This is a genomic window from Niallia sp. FSL R7-0648 (assembly GCF_038007005.1).
Taxonomy (GTDB): domain Bacteria; phylum Bacillota; class Bacilli; order Bacillales; family Cytobacillaceae; genus Niallia; species Niallia circulans.
On record NZ_JBBOWE010000001.1, the window covers coordinates 1843553 to 1863820 of the forward strand.

At 33.9% G+C, this 20268-nt stretch carries 16 protein-coding genes; 12 read left to right on the forward strand and 4 right to left on the reverse strand.

Features of this window, described 5'->3' with window-relative positions:
* Positions 1 to 168: 168 nt before the first annotated feature.
* Positions 169 to 528 (forward strand): response regulator, encoded by a 360-nt coding sequence (locus NSQ89_RS08845; protein WP_047943481.1) that lies wholly within the window; start codon positions 169 to 171, stop codon positions 526 to 528.
* Positions 529 to 677: 149 nt separating this feature from the next.
* Positions 678 to 1151, forward strand: a complete 474-nt coding sequence (locus NSQ89_RS08850; protein ID WP_047943482.1) for a CcdC family protein — start codon at positions 678 to 680, stop codon at positions 1149 to 1151.
* A gap of 211 nt (positions 1152 to 1362) precedes the next feature.
* Here NSQ89_RS08850 and NSQ89_RS08855 read toward each other — a convergent pair whose 3' ends face one another.
* Positions 1363 to 1902, reverse strand: coding sequence for a histidine phosphatase family protein (locus tag NSQ89_RS08855; protein WP_047943483.1), 540 nt, complete (start codon positions 1900 to 1902; stop codon positions 1363 to 1365).
* A 182-nt stretch (positions 1903 to 2084) separates the two neighbouring features.
* Positions 2085 to 2348 carry a phage holin family protein gene (locus NSQ89_RS08860; RefSeq protein ID WP_047943484.1) on the reverse strand — a complete coding sequence of 88 codons (264 nt, stop codon included), beginning with the start codon at positions 2346 to 2348 and terminating at the stop codon, positions 2085 to 2087.
* 170 nt (positions 2349 to 2518) lie between these two features.
* Here NSQ89_RS08860 and NSQ89_RS08865 point away from each other — a divergent pair, with 170 nt between their 5' ends.
* The 7 genes from NSQ89_RS08865 to NSQ89_RS08895 all read left to right on the forward strand — a co-directional run bounded on the left by NSQ89_RS08865 (position 2519) and on the right by NSQ89_RS08895 (position 8776).
* Entirely contained in the window at positions 2519 to 2746 is a 228-nt protein-coding gene (locus tag NSQ89_RS08865) for a DUF1659 domain-containing protein (RefSeq protein WP_328283663.1), read from the forward strand.
* A gap of 42 nt (positions 2747 to 2788) precedes the next feature.
* The gene (locus NSQ89_RS08870; RefSeq protein WP_047943486.1) at positions 2789 to 3004 is read left to right on the forward strand and encodes a DUF2922 domain-containing protein; all 216 of its coding nucleotides are present in this window, start codon (positions 2789 to 2791) and stop codon (positions 3002 to 3004) included.
* 93 nt (positions 3005 to 3097) lie between these two features.
* Positions 3098 to 3235 (forward strand): YvrJ family protein, encoded by a 138-nt coding sequence (locus NSQ89_RS08875; protein ID WP_047943487.1) that lies wholly within the window; start codon positions 3098 to 3100, stop codon positions 3233 to 3235.
* Positions 3236 to 3465: 230 nt separating this feature from the next.
* Positions 3466 to 3666, forward strand: a complete 201-nt coding sequence (locus NSQ89_RS08880) for a cold-shock protein (protein WP_031537602.1) — start codon at positions 3466 to 3468, stop codon at positions 3664 to 3666.
* A gap of 231 nt (positions 3667 to 3897) precedes the next feature.
* Complete coding sequence (locus NSQ89_RS08885; protein ID WP_047943488.1) at positions 3898 to 5043, forward strand: exonuclease SbcCD subunit D; 1146 nt, start codon at positions 3898 to 3900, stop codon at positions 5041 to 5043.
* The gene (locus NSQ89_RS08890; RefSeq protein WP_341132498.1) at positions 5040 to 8180 is read left to right on the forward strand and encodes an SMC family ATPase; all 3141 of its coding nucleotides are present in this window, start codon (positions 5040 to 5042) and stop codon (positions 8178 to 8180) included. Before NSQ89_RS08885 ends, NSQ89_RS08890 begins: the two co-directional genes overlap by 4 nt.
* A gap of 56 nt (positions 8181 to 8236) precedes the next feature.
* Complete coding sequence (locus tag NSQ89_RS08895; RefSeq protein WP_341132499.1) at positions 8237 to 8776, forward strand: M15 family metallopeptidase; 540 nt, start codon at positions 8237 to 8239, stop codon at positions 8774 to 8776.
* A 154-nt stretch (positions 8777 to 8930) separates the two neighbouring features.
* Here NSQ89_RS08895 and NSQ89_RS08900 read toward each other — a convergent pair whose 3' ends face one another.
* The gene (locus NSQ89_RS08900; protein ID WP_047943491.1) at positions 8931 to 9977 is read right to left on the reverse strand and encodes a M42 family metallopeptidase; all 1047 of its coding nucleotides are present in this window, start codon (positions 9975 to 9977) and stop codon (positions 8931 to 8933) included.
* A 480-nt stretch (positions 9978 to 10457) separates the two neighbouring features.
* On the opposite strand from NSQ89_RS08900, the gene NSQ89_RS08905 reads away from it, so the two are divergent.
* Both NSQ89_RS08905 and helD read left to right on the forward strand, forming a co-directional pair.
* Entirely contained in the window at positions 10458 to 12419 is a 1962-nt protein-coding gene (locus NSQ89_RS08905; RefSeq protein ID WP_341132500.1) for an LTA synthase family protein, read from the forward strand.
* 463 nt (positions 12420 to 12882) lie between these two features.
* Positions 12883 to 15201 carry an RNA polymerase recycling motor HelD gene (gene helD / locus NSQ89_RS08910; RefSeq protein ID WP_341132501.1) on the forward strand — a complete coding sequence of 773 codons (2319 nt, stop codon included), beginning with the start codon at positions 12883 to 12885 and terminating at the stop codon, positions 15199 to 15201.
* A 114-nt stretch (positions 15202 to 15315) separates the two neighbouring features.
* On the opposite strand, the gene NSQ89_RS08915 is transcribed toward helD, so the two are convergent.
* Positions 15316 to 16695, reverse strand: a complete 1380-nt coding sequence (locus NSQ89_RS08915; protein WP_418789663.1) for a dipeptidase — start codon at positions 16693 to 16695, stop codon at positions 15316 to 15318.
* Positions 16696 to 16856: 161 nt separating this feature from the next.
* On the opposite strand from NSQ89_RS08915, the gene NSQ89_RS08920 reads away from it, so the two are divergent.
* Positions 16857 to 20210, forward strand: a complete 3354-nt coding sequence (locus NSQ89_RS08920; RefSeq protein WP_341132502.1) for an SCO7613 C-terminal domain-containing membrane protein — start codon at positions 16857 to 16859, stop codon at positions 20208 to 20210.
* The last annotated feature ends 58 nt before the right edge of the window (positions 20211 to 20268 follow it).

Consider the following 20268-nt stretch of genomic DNA (forward strand, 5'->3'; position numbering starts at 1 on the left):
TAGTATGATATTTATAATAGGATGAATTACATAATTTTATCCCATGATTTGTAAAGAATAATGCCGAAATACATTGAAATTATGATAAAGATTCGCTATATTGGATAGGTATTATTAATTTATTTACCTATTAGATATGGTGTTTTCGGTTGTTGAGGAGGAAGTAAGATGGCTCGAATATTGATTGTGGATGATGCAAAGTTTATGAGATTAACACTCTCAAACATTTTAACTAGAGCGAATCATGAAGTTGTTGGAGAAGGGGAAAACGGGAAGGAAGCAATAAGATTATACCGTGAATTGGATCCAGATTTGGTCACAATGGATATTACAATGCCAGAGATGAACGGATTAGACGCAGTTAAAGAAATTAAGAAAGAATTTCCCCAGGCAAAAATTATTATGTGTTCAGCAATGGGCCAGCAAAAAATGGTGGTAGAAGCAATTGAAGCTGGTGCGAAGGATTTTATCGTGAAGCCTTTTGATGATACCCGAGTATTAGATGCAATAAATCGAGTTTTAAAATAACAAATATAGTAAATGCTTTTAGAGGATATGATATAATCGTATCCGTTTTTCTTTGTGTCTATTTATATAAATAGACAGCGTACTTATCTTAATGGTAAGATTAAAAGTATTCTAAAGCATTGATAAAAGGTTAGTAAAGGGGTTTTTCTATGACTTCTGTCATAATTTCAACATGTATCGCAGTGTTTATGGGCGTCTTTTTTATGGTTATGAGAATGAAAGCGGCTAAAAAGCCAGTTTCACCAAAGAAAATTATATTGCCGCCTTTTTTTATGAGTACTGGAGCTTTAATGTTTATTTTTCCATACTTTCGTATTAGTGGACAAGAAATTTTAGAAGCAGCCATTGCTGGAATCTTATTTTCTTTTTTATTAATTAAAACAACAAAATTTGAAATAAAAGATAATGATATATATTTAATTAATTCAAAAGCATTTATCTATATATTATTTGGACTTTTAGCAATTAGAATTGTGGCCAAGTTTATTCTAAGTAGTTCCATCGATGTTGGCCCATTAGGAGGCATGTTTTGGATGCTTGCTTTTTGTATGATTGTTCCATGGAGAATTGCCATGTTTATTAACTATAAAAAATTAACAAAGAATTTAAGTACAACTAATTAACATATACACAAAAACTAGCTGGATGATTACATATCCAGCTAGTTTTTTAGCTAAAAGAGATGGAGAAAGAGGTCAATACATATACAAAGATTAGAAATAATAAAGGTGATTGAATTAATAGACAGCAGCAAGTTTCTTACATTTGTCGCGGTTTTGGGCTAATCAAAAGCAGATGATAAGATTCATAATCTACCTGAACTTATGCTATTTTTTATTTCCATAAACGTTCATAAATTACTTTATTACCGACATTTTTTAAAAGGTATATGTCAGGATTACTAAGATTTTGCCAATCCTCAAACCCGAAATTTTTATTATAAAAATTTAAAAGTAATGACATTAGATTCCCATGTGTAACAATAAGTGTATTTTCAGATTCACTGTTAAAAACGTCTTCTACAATATTTACTATTCGTTTCATTGCTTCCTGACTGGACTCTCCACCTTCAAATGTTAACTCAATATCTTCAAAAGTTGCTTTTAATTTATCTAACCAGTCAGAAAGACTTTCAGTGCTTAATACACGTTCTGTTAATTTTCTATTAATCTCTATCTCCAGATTTAATCGCGTTGCAAGTGGCTGTATCGATTGAATAGCACGCTTATAAGGACTCGAAATAATACGGTCGATATTAATTTCAGCAAAAAAATTAGATATTTCTATTGCTTGTTTAAATCCTTTATCCGTAAGGTGTGCTTCTGAAAGCTGGCCTTCAGCCTCACAATGTCTTATAATATAAACTTTCTTCAACTAGACCACTCCAATAATAATATGTAAATTTATATTAATTTTTTATAACACAATAAGTGGATTCAACGATTCAAAAATTTAAATGATAGAGTCGATTATTCTTTTGCAGTAGCCAAAAGGAAATCGACTCTTATCGTGATAGATCCTTCATCGAGCAGTCCTACTTTAATTTGTCATCATTACTATTTGGATTTATCCTTAAAAATCGTCTGTTTTACAAGCTGGTGTCCAAATACAGATACGCCTGTTGCGATAATTCCATTTGTTATAGCTTCAAATGTCATTCCATAAGCAAAAGCAGCTAAGGAAATGGAGGTTAGAAGAAGAATCCAAATGATCAACCAATCAGAGATAATGGGGGTTTGTTTAAGCGCATAGCCAATAATCCATAGGACAGGTACTAATATATAATAATGTTCTAGTAGAAAACCCTGTAACCATTCCAAAGTATCTTCCCTCCTTTATTTTACATGATTATCATATGCACTGATGAGAAAATCTGATTGTTTACATAACCATTCTCATTTCAGAAAGTACTATTAGCATGCTTGTAAAAAAACAACTGTCCTTTTTGTCTTTTTCTCTCTATGTAATAGTTGAAAGGAGGTGAGAGGCAATGGCACAGGCACTTTGGAATGAAGCAAGTTTAAAGTTGGCTTTTCTAAATGGGATGAAAGAAAATGGGGATCCGAATCTTGTAATAAAGACGTTTAGAAATTTAAATGAAACAGCTACTCCAGAACAAATTTACGCAGCTGCACAAGGACTGACATCATTAGTGACCTATTCTTTATATTCAGTTGAACGAAATGATATTTCAGAAATTGTAGAAGTAGAAGCTTAGTGATTTACACATTAGAGAAAAAAATAGAAAGGAGAAATCATAATGGCAAAAACACTAGAGATAACATTTGAAACGAATAATGGTAAAAGTTCAAAATTATCCCTTGAAAGTCCGATTGAACCAGTTAAGTCTGAAGAAATATTATCTGTCATGCAAAGTATTATTGCATCCAAAGTTTTTACTTCAAATAACGGTGATTTAACGGCGGTAAAAGGAATTCGACTAGTGGAAAGAAAGATTACAGATTATGAAATTTAACGTATAAATAGCAAGTTAACAGTTTACCTATTACGCTGGGAATAATTGATACACCTAAAACGTAATAGGTAACTTTATTGGGAGGCGTTCAGAGTGGATGAGGTTATATCATTTATAAGCCAAGTAGGGTTTCCGATAGTTATCAGCTTTTATCTGCTGAATCGTATCGAAACAAAGCTAGATATAATGATAAAATCTATTCAGAGTTTACCAGAATTAATCAAAAAGTAGTAAATCGCTTAAAAAATGACCCGAAATTATAATTATCCGAAAAATGAAAGGGTTTTCTATTGACAATAATAGTTAAAAATGTTAAATTTACATTAACCGTTATTGACGTATTTAGTATGTTATTTATTCAATCAACAACTTAAAATGAGAGATTAATAGCCAAATGCTTATGCGTGAAAATGGTAATTTAAAGATGAAGCTAGCAAGCTTTTTTAGGAGGATTTTTTTACATGAAAAACGGTAAAGTAAAATGGTTTAATGCAGAAAAAGGGTTTGGATTCATTGAAGCTGAAGATGGCAATGACGTATTTGTACACTACTCAGCGATTCAAGTAGAAGGCTTTAAATCTCTAGAAGAAGGCCAAGACGTATCATTTGAAGTTGTTGAAGGTGCTCGTGGACCTCAAGCAGCTAACGTTACTAAAATATAAGGATAGCTATTCTTCATATATAAAAGGTCAGACCAAAAAATTGGTTTGGCCTTTTTCTTTTGATAATCTGTCAAACGAATAATGACTCCTTTTATAGAAATAATTGATTTACTCCTTCTCCCACATCCTCATCTTTTCATAGTTTGTTATAATAAAAGAATATATTCTTTTATTTATAATGAATATACAAAAAAAGTGTAAGTAGTTTTTTCAAACATAGAGGTGAATGTGATGAAATTTATTCATACAGCCGATTGGCATTTAGGAAAATTAGTGCATGGTTTATACATGACAGAGGACCAAAGATTTATGCTAGCACAATTTATGGAACTAGTGGAGAAAGAAAAACCAGATGCAGTTATTATTGCTGGTGATTTATATGATCGCTCGATTCCTCCGACTGATGCAGTGAATCTATTGGATGAAGTATTATATTTTATTAATGTCGAGTTAAATACTCCGATTCTTGCTATTTCCGGTAATCATGATAGTGCAGAAAGATTATCTTTTGGTAGCTCTTGGTATCAGAAGAATCGTTTTTATTTAAACGGTAAAATAGAAAATAGCTTTATTCCGATTTCATTTTCGGGAGTGAATTTTTATTTAGTGCCATACTGTGAGCCAGTAGTGGTAAGAAAATTATTAGCGGACGATACTATCCTTAATCATCATGATGCTATGAAAGCAATCATCGGCAAGATTGAAAGTAATTTAAATGTAAATGAGCCAAATGTATTCATAGGGCATAGTTTTGTACTTGGCGGAAAAACAACAGATTCTGAGAGAATATTATCTGTAGGCGGATCTGGATGTGTCGGTGCGGAATTATTTGCGCCCTTCTCTTATACAGCATTGGGTCATTTACATAGTCCAGATGCTATTCATCATCCAACTGTAAAGTACTCAGGATCACTAATGAAATACTCTTTTTCCGAGGCAAATCAAAAGAAGTCAGTATCTATTATTGAAATAGATGAAAAAGGGAATTTCACACAAAATTATCAAACGCTTATGCCGAAAAGAGATATGCGAGAATTAGAAGGCCACTTAGAAGAATTGCTAGACGTTTCCTATTATCAGCAGCAAAAAGTAGATGATTATCTAAAAATTACATTACTTGATGAAGGGGCAATTCTTGATCCGATACAAAAATTACGACAAGTCTATCCGAATGTCCTTCATTTAGAAAGAAAAATAGAAAACAAAGACCGGAAAGAAAAGAGTATTTTACAAGTTCAAAAAGAAGTTCAAAAAAACGAACTAGAGTTATTTGCTTCTTTTTATGAAGAAATGACAACAGCTGATTTTACGCAAGAAAAACAGGAATGGATGACTTCGGTTATTAATCAGGTTCTAAGAGAGGAGGGTGCTAAATGAGACCGTTAAAGCTAACGATGCAAGCATTTGGACCATATGCACGAAAAGAAGTCATTGATTTTACTGTTTTAGGAAATCGTACTATGTTTGTTATTTCTGGAAAAACTGGATCTGGGAAAACAACGATTTTTGACGGAATTAGTTATGCGATATACGGGAAAGCAAGTGGAGAAGACCGCAATGGTCCAGAATTAAGAAGCCAGTTTGCTGAAGACTCCTTGTTAACAGAAGTCAGTTTTGAATTTAAGTTAAAAGAAAAGCGATATTTAATTACAAGATCACCTCAGCAAGAGAAGAAAAAGGAAAGAGGAGATGGATATACAACTATCGGTGCTAAGGCAGAATTATATACGTTTGATGCAGAGGGAAATGAACAACTTGTTGCCTCCTCTATCCGTGATGTCGATGAAAAAGTTAGGGAGATTATGCAAATTGACAGCAATCAGTTTCGGCAAATTCTCATGATCCCGCAAGGAGAATTTCGTAGATTACTTACTTCCGATAGCAAAGAAAAAGAAAATATATTACAGAGATTATTCCATACGGAAATGTATAAGCGGATTGAAGAGAAATTAAGGGAACAAGCACAAGCACTAAAAAAAGAAGTGGAACAAAAAGTCCTGTTACGTACTAATGCTTTATCGAAAATAACGGCAGTTTATCATCAGGATCTCATCACTCAATTGGAATCAGATCGAGAAAATGATGTGGCGATTCTTCCCCTGTTAGAACAGGAAATTGTATTAATGGGAGCGGAGATAGAAAAAATACAGAAAAAATTGGACCGAAAAAACAAAGAACGAGATAGTTTGAAGCAACATTTATATGAAGCGGAATCTATATTAAAACAAATAAAGCTTAAAGAAGAGCTTTCTGCTCGTATAAATGAACTAAATAGTCAACAGAAGGAATATACAGAAAAAGAAAATAAAATTAATAAGGCGCAAAAAGCAGCACTTCTTGCCCAGCAGGAAGAAATTTGCCACCATTTAAAAAAACAAATCGATGACAGAAATTTGGAAGAGAAAACAATTCAATTCAACTTGGAAAAGCTTAATATTCAATTAACGGAGGCAGAAAAACAACTTAAACAAGAGGTTGACAAAGAAGTAGAACGTAAACAGTTAGCTGACTATCTTGTCGATTTAAAAAATGTGGAGAAGGATGTCTTTCGTTTCGCGGAAGTAGAAGGAAAACTAAGAACGATAAAAAAAGATTTAGATAGTATAGGTGACAAGGAAAAATTACTTCAAACTCAACGAAAAGAGAAAGAAGTAAGGATACAAAATATGAAAGAACGTTTAAAGCAGTTAGACGGGATAAAGGAAATGCTGCTAGAAAACAAAGACAAGCTTCGGAATTTACAATCTATTTTAGAGAAAATGAATGATTATTTAGAAGTACTTAATCGCGGGATGAGACAAAAGGCAGATGCAGAAGCAAAGAAAAAATTGCTAGATAATACATTAAGAAGAGTAGAAGATGCAAAAGGATTAGTAGAAGAGCTAGAAAAAAAATGGCTTATTAATCAATCATCTATTTTAGCGAGCAGCTTAAAGCAAGATGAGGCTTGTCCGGTATGTGGAAGTGTTCATCATCCTGATCCGGCAATAAATAGGAATCACGATGATAATGCGACGGAGGAAGACCGTAAGAATGCGAAAAAGGATTTTGAAGCAATAGAAAAGGAAAAAGCAAAAGCAGAAGCGGCTTGGCTTGAAGCAAATACGCAATGGAAATTATTAGCGAAAGATGCCCAAAATAAGCTAATGAAAGTGAAAGATGTTTACCCAGCTTTTACTAATGAAGAGAGTACGATAGCAGTAAATACGATTAAAAGCGAACTTCACAGAATTGAGACCGAACAGAAGAGACTTGAGGAACAATTGACAGAAAGAGATAAGATGGAACAATCTCTTGTTAGTGCTGAGCGCGAGTATCAGGAATTGCAATCTGAGCTTGAAAAAATTGCAGTAGCGATGCGAGATACTACTATCCAATATACGGAACATAATACGACATGGAAAAATATGAAAGATGTCATTCCAGCTGAACTGCGTGTTCTATCACAGTATAAAACAGTATGGAAGGAAAGTTCGCTTCAGTTAGAGAAGTTAGAAGCTCAATTTAAGTTAGCGCAAGAAAAAGTACAGATGACGAAAGAAAATTGGCAAAAAGAATCCGTTCGGTTTGAAAGCGTACAAAAACAAATCAAACAGCTAACTGATAGCTTGCAGACAGAAAGAGAGATTTTTTTAGAAAGCATGACAAAGCAAGGATTTCCAACCTATCGCTCTTATTCAGATAGTAAATTGTTGGAAAAGGAAGTGGAAAAGTTAAAAGCATCAGTCCAAGCTTACCGAGAAGAATGTCGGTCTGTTTCCGATCGATTAAGGGATTTAGAAGAGACGCTTAAAGATATTACCATTCCGAACACGGAAGATCTTCAAAACAAACTTAAGACAATTATTGAAGAAGCAGATAAATTGCAGGAAGAACATACAAATATGTTAATAAAGCAGAAAGAAAATAAAGAAATATATAATCAGGTGATTGAAATAAATCGACAAGTAAAGGATCTAGAAAATCAGTATAAACTTGTCGGCCACTTATATGATATTTCCCGAGGACAAAATGCTCAGCGAATTACTTTTGAACGCTATGTACTAGCTTCTTTCCTGGATGAAATATTGCTTCAAGCAAATAGCAGGTTAAATAAAATGACGAGCGGTCGATATCAGCTTGTCCGCAAGAGTGACCGATCAAAAGGAAATGTCCAAAGTGGTTTAGAGTTACTCGTATTTGACCAATATACTGGTCAAGAAAGACATGTAAAAACACTGTCAGGCGGAGAAAGTTTTAAAGCTTCACTAGCCCTAGCATTAGGATTGTGTGATGTTGTGCAAAACTTTGCTGGCGGTATTTCCCTTGAAACAATGTTTATTGACGAAGGTTTCGGTACATTAGACCCAGAATCCTTGGATCAAGCAATTGAAACATTGATGGACATTCAAAATTCAGGTCGATTAGTTGGGGTGATTTCCCATGTTCCAGAATTGAAAGATCGAATGGAAATTAGGCTCGAGGTAATCGCTGGGCAAACGGGAAGTACTACCCGATTTGAATATTTACGATAAAGAAATACATTTTGGTGTAAAACCTAATAATAACTTTTGAAGCTGGGAGCGGTATTTTGAGAAAAAAAAGAAAGAAGCATGGAAGAAGCTTATTTATTATATTGATTTTTTTCTCTATTCTTCTATTATATTGGAAATTAAACCAGCCTGATTATAGGGATGTTCCAATGCCTGTTGAATTAAACCCGGTTGTAAATGAGAAGAAGGATATTCTTGTTAAAAAAGCTGGTAATATTGGAATTCGGGTAGTTATCACAGAGGACTTCAGAAGTGTAGAGGAACAGGATCGCTTATATGAGCAAGGTAGAACGAGCGAAGGTTCTATTGTCACAAATGCAAAAGGGGGACAGTCATATCATAATTATGGACTAGCTATTGATTTTGCCCTTATGGATATTAATGGAGTTGTTATTTGGGATATGAAATATGATGGAAACGGTAATGGCAAAAGTGATTGGTCAGAAGTGGTAGAAATAGCAAAATCTTTAGGTTTTCAATGGGGTGGCGATTGGGCAAACTTTAAAGATTATCCCCATTTACAAATGGATTTTGGTTTAACAATAGAGGAATTGCAAAAAGGGAAAAGGCCTGAATAACAAAAAAGAGGGTGACTCATAATAAAAGATGTCATCCTCTTTTTTCTATTAAGAAACCACTATGTATGGATAGTTGCACTACTGCTATCTATCTGGACGCCTTACAATCTCATAACGTGAACGTCTTACAGCCCATTGATAGTTGGATAGAAAATTAGACTAAATCACTTAACAGATAATGATAAATCAATTGACCTGTTGCCTTAATAGACGAAAAGTGAGTACGTTCGTATGCATGAGAGGAATCGATACCTGGTCCGATTAATGCATGTTTAATATCATGACCAGATCGTATTGCTGCAGATGCATCTGATCCATAATATGGATAAATATCTAGTTGATAGGGAACCTCGTGTTTTTCAGCTAATTGAACAAGATGTTTTCGTAAGGCATAATGATATGGTCCGCTACCATCTTTCACACAGATGGAGACAGTATATTCGTCTGTAGATTGTCCGTCTCCCATTGCTCCCATATCAACAGCCATATATTCGATTGTTTCGGTTGGAATATTGGAATTGCCTCCATAGCCAATTTCCTCATTATTGGAAAGAAGGAAATTAGTTGTATACGGAAGTTCGATATTATTCTCTGTCATTTTTTTCATTAGTAATAACAGAATTGCCACACTAGCTTTATCATCTAAATGCCTTGATTTAATGAATCCAGATGGGGTAATCTCCACACGTGGATAAAAAGAAACAAAATCGCCAACAGAAATGCCTAGTTTTTTTACATCTTCTTGGTTTTTTACGATTTCATCAATTCTAACTTCCATATTGGCTTGATTACGCTCAGCAGTTCTTGCTTCCTTATATACATGAACAGATGCTTGATGAAGGAGAATAGTGCCTGTATATGTCTTGCCAGAAGAAGTTTCAATTACACAATTTTCTCCTTCAATGCTGTTATACGTAAATCCGCCAATTAAATCTAAGCGAAGTCGACCATTTGCTTTAATTTCTTTTACCATAGCACCAAGTGTATCAACATGGGCAGTCAGCATCCGCTGCTTTTCTGAGATTTTGCCTGGAATAGTTGCAATTAATCCCCCTTTATTATTTCGATAAGTTGAAATATTTGCGCTATGTAAGTATTTTTCCATTAATTGAATAATGGTTTCTGTGTTACCTGAAGGACTTGTAACATTCAATATTTGCTCTAATAAATCGAAATACTCTTTTTGATTAATTTGTACCAAGTAGAATTCCTCCTTTTAATATCCTAATCATTATACTATTAATAATAGAAAGATTAAATATGCTTATCCGCTGTTTAACTGACTTAATCTTAGGGTAGTAAGAAAGAGTTGTGAGTATTTACCATTTTCTTTTTGTAAAAGAAATGTTAATATACATTCTTGTCGAAAAAACACAAAACATGTGCTTTTCTTTCTTTTTTTCGTATAAATATAGATATCGCTGGCAATATTCATTCATTTAATGTAAGATGGGGTTGATTTGAAATCCAATTAATGAAAATTTACATTAATAGGAAGAAAAAGAAATGACCATTATAAAAATGATGTGTTATAATGGATTACGTCATTTCATCATCTGCTACTTCATAAAGAGATGAACAAAAGGAAGAGCAGTATCATATGTAGATAAGGTAGCACTTATTAAGGGAAAATAAATATTATATTAAAAATTGTTAATTATTTGAATTGAGGTGAACGGGATTGAAAGGTACAGTAGAATTATTTCGCAAATTTTTAACAAAACATTCTTCTTTCTTTTTAATCGCCATAATTTTATTTTGGTTGAAAACGTATATTGGTTATAAGGTAGAGTTTAGCATTGGTGTCCAAGGGCCTATGCAGGAATTTCTACTATTTATTAATCCATTGAGCTCTGCGTTGCTCTTTATTGGACTTGCTTTATTTGTTAAAGGGAAAGCACAGCCTATTTATATTACGATAAATACGGCATTAATGTCAGCTTTATTATATGCAAACATAGTCTATTATCGCTTCTTTACTGACTTTATAACAGTTCCAGTAGTAATGCAGGTGAAAGTAAATGGTGGTCAATTAAGTGACAGTATTTTATCGTTACTTAAACCTTATGATATACTTTATTTCCTTGATGTTATTATTTTAATCGTATTACTTGCAACAAAAGCATATAAACCTACGATACAAAAAAATAGAAAAGCAGCAAAATCAGTTTTTGCACTAGCTATTTTGACATTTGTTATTAATTTAGGTTTAGCGGAGGCAGACCGCCCGCAATTATTAAGTCGTTCATTTGATAGAAACTATTTAGTGAAATATTTAGGTGCATATAACTTCACTATATATGATATCGTCCAAAATGCTCGTTCGGAAAGTCAAAGAGCATTGGCAGACAGCAGCGACATTACGGAAGTACAAAACTTTATTAGTGCTAATTATGCAGAACCAAATGACAAATACTTCGGAGTTGCAAAGGGCAAAAACGTTATTTACGTTTCATTAGAGTCCCTACAAAGCTTTATTATTAATTACAAATTAAATGGAGAAGAAGTAACACCATTTTTAAATTCACTCATTAAAGATGACAATACATTTTATTTTGATAATTTCTTCCACCAAACAGGACAAGGAAAAACATCTGATGCGGAATTTATGATGGAAAATTCTCTATACGGAATGTCCCAAGGAGCTGTTTTTGTAAACAAAGCGCAAAATACATTACAATCAGCACCAGCTATTCTAAAAGGGGAAGGTTATACATCCGCTGCATTTCATGGGAATTATAAAACATTCTGGAATCGTAATGAAATGTATAAAACGATTGGATATGATAAATTCTTTGACGCAGAGTATTATGATATGTCAGAAGAAAATACAAAAAACTATGGTATGAAGGATATACCGTTCTTTGAACAGAGTATGCCTCTGCTTGAAGGGTTAAAGCAACCATTCTATACAAAGTTCATTACGCTATCTAATCACCATCCATTTGAAATGGATGAGGGAGATACGGACTTCCCAGCAGGTGACTTTGGTGACAATGCTGTTAACCATTACTTCCAATCTGCTCATTATTTAGATGAATCAATCCGTTTATTCTTTAAAGAACTTAAAGAATCAGGATTATATGATAATTCAGTAATTGTTATGTATGGTGACCATTATGGAATTTCTGAAAATCATAATAAAGCAATGGCCCAAGTACTTGGTGAAGAGGAAATCACACCATTTATGAACACGCAGTTACAACGTGTACCATTATTTATTCATGTACCAGGTGTTGAAGGGAATGTCGTAAGCAAATACGGCGGCGAAGTAGATGTAATGCCAACGTTAATGCATCTTCTTGGTATTGATACAAAGGACTATTTACAAGTTGGTTCTGATTTACTTTCTGAGCAGCATCGTGAAACAGTTCCATTTAGAAACGGTGACTTTGTTTCTCCTACACTAACAAAAATAGGTGATAACTATTATGATGCTAACGGCGAGTTAGTGGATGCAGAAAAAGGAAAAGAACAAGCGGAAGCAGCTGCTGCTGAACTACAAGCATCTGATAGCATTGTGATGAAGGATTTATTGCGATTCCATAAACCAGATGGATTTACCCCAATAAACCGTGAGGATTATAATTATATAAAAAGTAATACTAGTAAGACTGATTCAGAAGAATCACCGGAAGAATAAGCATTTAAAAAGTCTCTTTCCAGTATGTGGGAAGGGACTTTTTTATTGTTAATAAAATAGCGACATTTTATATTATTTTAGCTATATCTTGTTATCTGGCATTAGAGGAAGAAATATTTTCTTTATGCTGGAGAGGCTATTTATCATCATTCGGATTATGGCCTATCTAGATTTTGTGACCATGCAGGAGGTCATTTTCTCTCACTGTTTAAAAATGAGAGAAGGGATTAGGTTTCAATCAAAAAGAACATGGCAAAAATATAACTAAACACATAATAAATCCCATATCCGTAAAGGATATGGGATGTCTATTCTTATAATAATGGTAATTTGTTGATAGATATGTTAAAATAAATGAATCTGTTAGTGAATTCATTTTTAGAAAAGATTATATTATTTCTATATTAATGATATCACAAAATGATTCTGCTTGTCAAGATAATTGATTAGGGGTGGAGACACTATGAACAATAAAGAAGAACTAGAAAAAGACCAGGAACAAAAGCGAATAGATTTTGTTCGTCAACAAATTGAAGAGAAGCTAACAGTATTAGAAACTGATATTAACCATATTGGCGGTGATGTAAGCCAGCTGCGTTCTAGTTTCTGGGAAGATGTTACTGTAAACTTAGATGAACCAGATGATGTCATTGAAACATTTACAAGTATTAAGCAGCAAGCAGAGCTACTTGGTGAGCGTGAGCGAACATATGGACAGATCCATAAACAGCAAAAGGTTCTTCATAAATTAAAGGATTCTCCTTACTTTGGTAGGATAGATTTTAAGGAAGAGGGGGAGGAAACTGAACCGGTATATATTGGCATACGTTCGTTCATGGATAAAAAGAATGAAGAGTTTTACATATATGATTGGAGGGCGCCAATTTCTAGTGTTTATTATGATTATTCACCAGGACCAGCGTCTTATCAAACACCAGGTGGTAAAGTTGATGGGGAATTATTATTAAAAAGACAATTTATTATCCGTGATGGAAAGCTAATTAGCTTATTTGATACTGGTGTTACTATTGGAGATGAGTTATTACTAGAGGTGCTTGGTAATAATGCCAGCTCCATGATGAAATCAATTGTTGCTACTATCCAAAAGGAACAAAATCAAATTATTCGAAATGATAAAAGTAAATACTTGCTTGTCCAAGGAGTTGCTGGAAGTGGGAAAACTTCCGTTGCTTTGCAACGAGTTGCCTATTTATTATATAAACACCGAGATACATTAAAATCGGATAATATTATGCTATTTTCGCCCAACCCATTATTTAATAGTTATGTTTCCACTGTACTGCCAGAGCTGGGAGAAGAGAATATGCGTCAGTCCACCTTTTATGAGTATTTGCAATCAAGGATTGGCAAATCTTATCAAGTGGAAGACTCCTTTTCTCAATTAGAGTATTTGTTAACAGAAACAGACAAGGCAAAAAAAGCGCAAAGATTAATAAGTATTCAATATAAAAGTAGTGTTGCATTTAAAGAGCTAATCGATGAATATCTTCAACATCTTCAGAATGATGGGATTGTATTTAAGGATATTATGTTTCGGAAAAAAGTATTTATCTCTAGTGAAGAACTGACGAGGAAATTTTACGAAATGGATAGCACTATCACGATTCCCAATCGAATGCAATTATTAATTGAATGGGCACAAAAAGAAATGAAAAAACATGCTAAAGTAGAAAGAAAGCAGCCTTGGGTGGAGGAAGAAATTCAGCTGCTAGATAAAGAGGAATATTTAGAAGCATACCATGCATCTGAAATGAAAAATGGGAAAGAGCAAGAGTTTGCTTATTTCGAGGAAGAGGAAAAGTTTTTACGTAAGTTTATTGTAAATCGATATTTTAAATCAATTTATGCTTCCATAAAAAAAATGCGATTTATTGATATTGCATCAATCTACAAAAACATTTTTCATTTACCTTGTCCTAAAGAGTTAACAGAGAAAGAGTGGCAAACGATAGGAACACAAACGATTGCTAATCTCAATCGAAGCTTTCTGGCGTATGAAGATGGAACTCCTTTTGCCTACCTAAAAGATAAACTAGAAGGGAAAAAATCTACGTCTGGTATTCGCCAAGTATTTATTGATGAAGCACAAGACTATTCTGATTTCCAAATTAACTATTTGAAGGAACTATTTCCATATAGTAAAATGACTCTTTTAGGGGATATTAACCAAGCTATTTATGCGCATCATCACAATGAGATTGTTAGGAATGAAGAGAGCGGAGAAGTAGAACGAATAGAGTTAATGAAAAGTTATCGTTCAACAAAGGAAATAATAGAGTTTACAAGAGGCTTGACTGTAAATGGAGATTTAATTGAACCATTTAATCGCCATGGTGAAAAACCTACAGTCGTAAATGTGGCAAATGGGGATAAGAAAATAAAGGACATCCAAAAGCGAATGGAAGAGTGGAAGGAAAAAGGCCATAAAACAATTGCGATCATTTGCAAAACAATTGAAGAAAGTAAGGAAGTATATAAACGACTTAAAGCAAAAGTGGATGTTCGTTTTATTCAAAAAGGAACAACTTCTTATGAAAAAGGTGTATCTGTCATACCGGCCTATTTAGCAAAAGGAATTGAGTTTGATGGAGTTATCCTTTATAATGCTTCTAGTTATGAAGGCGAATTAGAGAAAGAATTATTTTACACAGCTTGTACAAGAGCAATGCATGAACTGACTATGTATATCGAAAACGGAAAACAAAATGAGTATTTTGAGAAAATAGACCATACAACCTACGAAGGGTTGGAAATTAATTAGCTAAATTGGTAGTTTAAATAAAGCAGCTCCCATTATCCATGCTAGTGGAGGATTATCCTTTAAAAAAGCAAGGGGATGGGAGCTGTTTTGATATTTAGTGTTAGTTCGCTATTTTCACCACACCTCTGCCAGATCGAACCAGTAATGACAGATTGTTTCTAATCCTTTGTCATAGTTTTTGAGATGAAAATGTTCATTTGGAGCATGGAAGTTTTCATCTGGTAAGCCGAATCCCATTAAGACAACTGGTAAATGTAAAATTTGATCAAAAGCTGCTACGATAGGAATAGATCCTCCGCCTCGTGTATAGGAAGTAGGTACTTTATATACTTTTTCATACGCTCTTCCAGCGGCCTGAATAGCTTTGTGATCAAAGGGAGTAACATAGGGATTGCCTTTGTCAAATAATTGAACTGTTACATCCACTCCTTTTGGCTTATGCTTTTCAATATGTTTCTTTAATAAAGCAACGATTTCATCTGGATCTTGCGCTGGAACTAGTCTACATGTTATTTTTGCACTCGCTTCAGAAGGGATAACTGTTTTGACGCCAGTTCCTTGAAATCCACCTTTAATTCCATTTATCTCAAGGGTTGGGCGTACCCAAAGTCTTTCTAAAGTAGTGAACTCTGTTTCTCCAAATAGGGAAGGAGAGCCGGTTTGTTCGATAATTGATTCATCTGTGATTTCCAATGCTGCAAAAGCATCTTTTTCCTCCCTTGTTAAAGAAATTACCCGATCATAAAAGCCTTCCACAGAAATGACTCCATTATCGTCATGAAAACTTGCTAAGAGGTGGCTTAAAGCAGTAATAGGATTGTGAATTGCTCCTCCAAATAACCCAGAATGCAGATCGCTTTTTGGGCCTTTCACATGGATTTCCATCCCGCATAATCCTCTTAAACCATAGCAAATCGTTGGTTTTCCTTCTTCCATCATCCCTGTATCTGAAATAACGATGACATCGGCACTTAATAACTTCTTATTTGCTTCTACAAAAGACGGCAAAGCTGGACTGCCAATTTCCTCTTCTCCCTCGATGCAGAATTTAATATTTACTGGTAAAGAACCTGTCGTTTTAAGAATTGCTTCGATTGCTTTAATATGCATAAAAACTTGGCCTTTATCATCACTGGCTCCTCTAGCATAAAGCTTTTCGTTGCGAATTTCAGGTGCGAAAGGAGGAGATTCCCATAATTCAAGGGGATCAACTGGCTGAACATCATAATGTCCATACACCAATACGGTCGGCTTCCCTTCCTCATGCAGCCAATCTGCATAAACGACAGGATTGCCGCTTGTTTGATGAATGGCAGCATTCTCTAATCCAGCTTTTGTTAAAGCGTTCACTAACCATTCTGCGGTTCTATCTATATCTTTTTTATGTTCTGGAAGGGCACTAATACTTTCTAATGATAAAAAGGAAAATAATTCCTCTAAGTGGTCTTTTCTTTTTTCTTTTAAATATTGTTGAATAACATCCATTCTATCCATTCCTCCAATTATTTCGATATGGAAAATAAATTCGCTATATAAGAAGAATATCCTCTTTTTTTGAAAATAAAATATATTGAAAAATAAATAACTTCGTTGTAAAATTACACTATTAGTTTAAAAGGTATGAAACGCATGTGTTTATAGAAAGGATGCATACAATGCAAAAAAATATGATTATTTTTTTTAATCGGATGGTAGAATCATTGTATTCGAAGGAATATATAACAGAAACGAGTTATACCGATATTAAGTCTGGTTTCCAAAAGTATTTAGAGGACGAGACGATAAAAGAAAATGGAGAAAAAGAAGAAAAAGTAAAAGTAAAAGTAATGGAGAAAAAAGAAAAGAAAAAGCAGCCTTCCATACAAAAGAAACAACATACTCCAGAACAGCTGCGCGAACGAAATATAGGGGTGTTACTTTATTTAGGAGTTTTTCTATTATTAATAGGTGGATTAGTGGTTGCAACTAGTAATTGGGACTCTATGCCCGGTTGGTTGAAGGCAGTATCTATTTTCTTTGTTTCGATCTTATTTTTTGGTTTTGCCATGTTATCGAAAAAAATAATAAAGATCGACCATACAGCCTTTGCTTTCTTTCTCCTGGGGAGTCTTTTTCTTCCAATAGGATTTTTGTCAATAAGCTTTTTTCAGCTAGCAGGGGACTATCTTTCTATGTATGGCGAGGGACGTTTCTTATTAGGAGTAATAGCTGGTTTCGTATTATTCCCTATATATGCAGCTCTAGCGGTTTATTTAAAGTCCCGTCTTTATAAAATACTAACGATTGGGACCATCACTGGAACGATTGCCTTTCTGCTTGCTTTTTTACCATTAGCACTAGATGGATTCTTCTTCTTTATGATCATCTATCAATTTATAACCATCTATGTTTTATTAAAGTATCAGCACATGAAATGGATTCAATATTTTCAGAAGGAACTCACACCCATTGTTCAAGTTCAATTAATCTTAACTGCTTTATTTATGACTTTTTTGTTTGAGAGCAGTGTGATAAATGGCTTTTACTATTTGATAATCAGCAGTCTATTTATGATGACCGTAGCATTAACGAAACGAAAGCATGATCATTTTTACATAACTATCGCTATAGCCTTTGGGCTTTATCGAATTTTTACCTATCCAATTTTAGAAGACTTATTGCCAATAGCCTTTGCTTGCTTTAGTATTTTCCTTCTTTCTTTTGTTTTTATCTTAAAAGGAAAGATAGAGTGGGGGAAAGTTTGGGAGTTTACAAGCTTTGTCATTGCTTTAGCTACATTTTTCGTAACCATTCTTTTTTATTGGGAACTGTTTCTCGCTGGAAGTTTGTATTTAGTGTTTGCGTATCTCTTACTGGCTGTAGAATTCATCCTTTTAGCAAAAAGGCTGACATATGTAATTATTCGTTATTTGCCAGTTCTCTTTATCAACCTGGCGTTATGGAATGCTGCTCTGTTAGTTCCATTAATAAAAGATCCCGACAGTTTTTTCCTTGTTAGCTACGGGATTAATATAGGGCTTTTATTTTTGTTAGGTATTTTTAATAAATGGCATCCATTACAGGATATTAGAAAGCCATCTGCCATTTATAATATTGCCTGGATGGTACTAATAGCCTTTTTATCAACAGCAATCTTTTTAGGGAAATGGTATATACCTTTTATGATAGCAGGAATTGCCCTAAGTCTATATAGCGGCAGTCGTTTCATAAAAAATAAAACGCAGCAGCAACTTCTTTCCTATATAATTCCGTTTACTGTTTTTGGTGTTTATTTTACAACAGCAGAATCCTTCCGTTTTATCCAAGAGCAAGGCCATCCATTGTCGATTGCATTAGGAAGTGTCTTTACCATCTTAACAGGTAATTTATATGAAAAAGCGGATAAGAATATGGGAAGAAACGGCTATTTCATTGGGCAAATCATGTACGGATTTGGGTTGCTATTAATTTTGGAATATTTCACACTAAATAAATGGGTGACTACTGGTGTATATTTAGCATCAATTATTATTTTTTATGATTTGTATCGAAAAATAAAAAATATCCTTATTGCCTGGTTAATTGGGATCGTTAGTTTGATTAGCTATTTCAGTCTTGTAGGTTCTATTTGGAACACAGATACGCTTTCTTTTGAACTACTTATGAAGTATGGCTGGATGGGTATGTTTATGATGGGTTTAGGATTAAAAAACACATCTTTCAAGCTTCCATTTCTCACGATTTCCCATATTTATATTCTCGGAAGTATTATCATTGATCGGTTAATGATAGAAAATGTTTCCTTTCTTCCGTTTATCTATTTATTTATTGCTTATAGTATAAGTGTCTATTTAGTTGCTAATAAATATGTGAAAATGGTATTTCGATATGGGAGCTATCTATCTAGTTATTTCTTTTTAGCGGCCGCTCTTCCTTTTGGCTTTGCAGGAGGGAACGCTTATAGTCTCGCATTTATGGTAATGTCGATGGCGTTGTTCGGGATATATTTTCTGAAAAAAGAAAAGAAAGAACTTGTTTTCTTTTTCTTACCATTTAGTTCAGTTGGGATAATATATTGGATGTTTGCCTCACCTTTTACCATTATTACTTACATCGTCATCCTTCTATATATTGTACTCCTGCTACTTGTTATCCATCTAGAAAAACTATATCTTGTCTCGTTTATTGGAATAGTTTTCCTATTTATGAATAATGAAGTATTCATGCATGACTTTCTGCCAATCGACCGGTATCTTTTTACGCTGGTTTGGGGTGTTATATTTATGCTTATTAGCACTATTGTATATCCAGTCATTACAAAGTGGCAGGAAGAAGGAGAAAAGTGGATTGATTTTTATTTCCTAGCAAGTTTTCTTACCATTTTCTCTTTATACGCAATAGAAACAAATTTAAAGTGGGATATTGTTATTCCGGGAGTGTTACTCGCATTGCTAGTTTTTATCCAGAAAAATAGGGTGGGGAAAGAAATTCAATGGGTACCTCAACTTATCGGCTTGGTTACACTCATGTTGCCATATTATTCTATGCTATCAATTATTTCTATCCAGAAATATATCGAGACAGAGCTAAAGGTGTTACCAGTACTTGTCGTTATGGTTGCCGCAAAGAAAATCGTCAAGCATGCGTCGGGTCTATTAAGGAAGATTGAATGGGGTGTCGTAACCATTTCGGCCTTGCTTTTAGCGATGGATGGCTATCTTTCTCATACTATCTATGATGCCATCATTTTGGGTGTGCTTGCAGTAATATCCATTTTATCAGGATTTTATTTCCGCTATAAATCTTATTTCTTTGTTGGCATTGGTGTATTAATATTAAATGTATTATTGCAAACTAGACCATATTGGGGTAATTTTCCTTGGTGGGTATATTTATTAATTGCTGGAACAATTCTAATTACCATTGCAAGTATGTATGAAATGCAAAAGCAAGGAAAACAACCAAAAATATTTACAAAAATCCTTTTATGGAAAAATAGAATAAGGGTGTTTTTAAAGACTTGGAAATAGCCTAGAATTTCCGCATGATCACACGAAGGTTCACTTTAACCTTCGTGTGATTTGTTTG

What these genes read in the sequence shown, in the direction of transcription:
- NSQ89_RS08845 (WP_047943481.1), top strand. Translation starts at nt 169, where the DNA reads ATGGCTCGAATATTGATTGTGGATGATGCAAAGTTTATGAGATTAACA.
- NSQ89_RS08850 (WP_047943482.1), top strand. Translation starts at nt 678, where the DNA reads ATGACTTCTGTCATAATTTCAACATGTATCGCAGTGTTTATGGGCGTC.
- NSQ89_RS08865 (WP_328283663.1), top strand. Translation starts at nt 2,519, where the DNA reads ATGGCACAGGCACTTTGGAATGAAGCAAGTTTAAAGTTGGCTTTTCTA.
- NSQ89_RS08870 (WP_047943486.1), top strand. Translation starts at nt 2,789, where the DNA reads ATGGCAAAAACACTAGAGATAACATTTGAAACGAATAATGGTAAAAGT.
- NSQ89_RS08880 (WP_031537602.1), top strand. Translation starts at nt 3,466, where the DNA reads ATGAAAAACGGTAAAGTAAAATGGTTTAATGCAGAAAAAGGGTTTGGA.
- NSQ89_RS08885 (WP_047943488.1), top strand. Translation starts at nt 3,898, where the DNA reads ATGAAATTTATTCATACAGCCGATTGGCATTTAGGAAAATTAGTGCAT.
- NSQ89_RS08890 (WP_341132498.1), top strand. Translation starts at nt 5,040, where the DNA reads ATGAGACCGTTAAAGCTAACGATGCAAGCATTTGGACCATATGCACGA.
- helD (WP_341132501.1), top strand. Translation starts at nt 12,883, where the DNA reads ATGAACAATAAAGAAGAACTAGAAAAAGACCAGGAACAAAAGCGAATA.
- NSQ89_RS08915 (WP_418789663.1), bottom strand. Translation starts at nt 16,695, where the DNA reads ATGGATAGAATGGATGTTATTCAACAATATTTAAAAGAAAAAAGAAAA.
- NSQ89_RS08920 (WP_341132502.1), top strand. Translation starts at nt 16,857, where the DNA reads ATGCAAAAAAATATGATTATTTTTTTTAATCGGATGGTAGAATCATTG.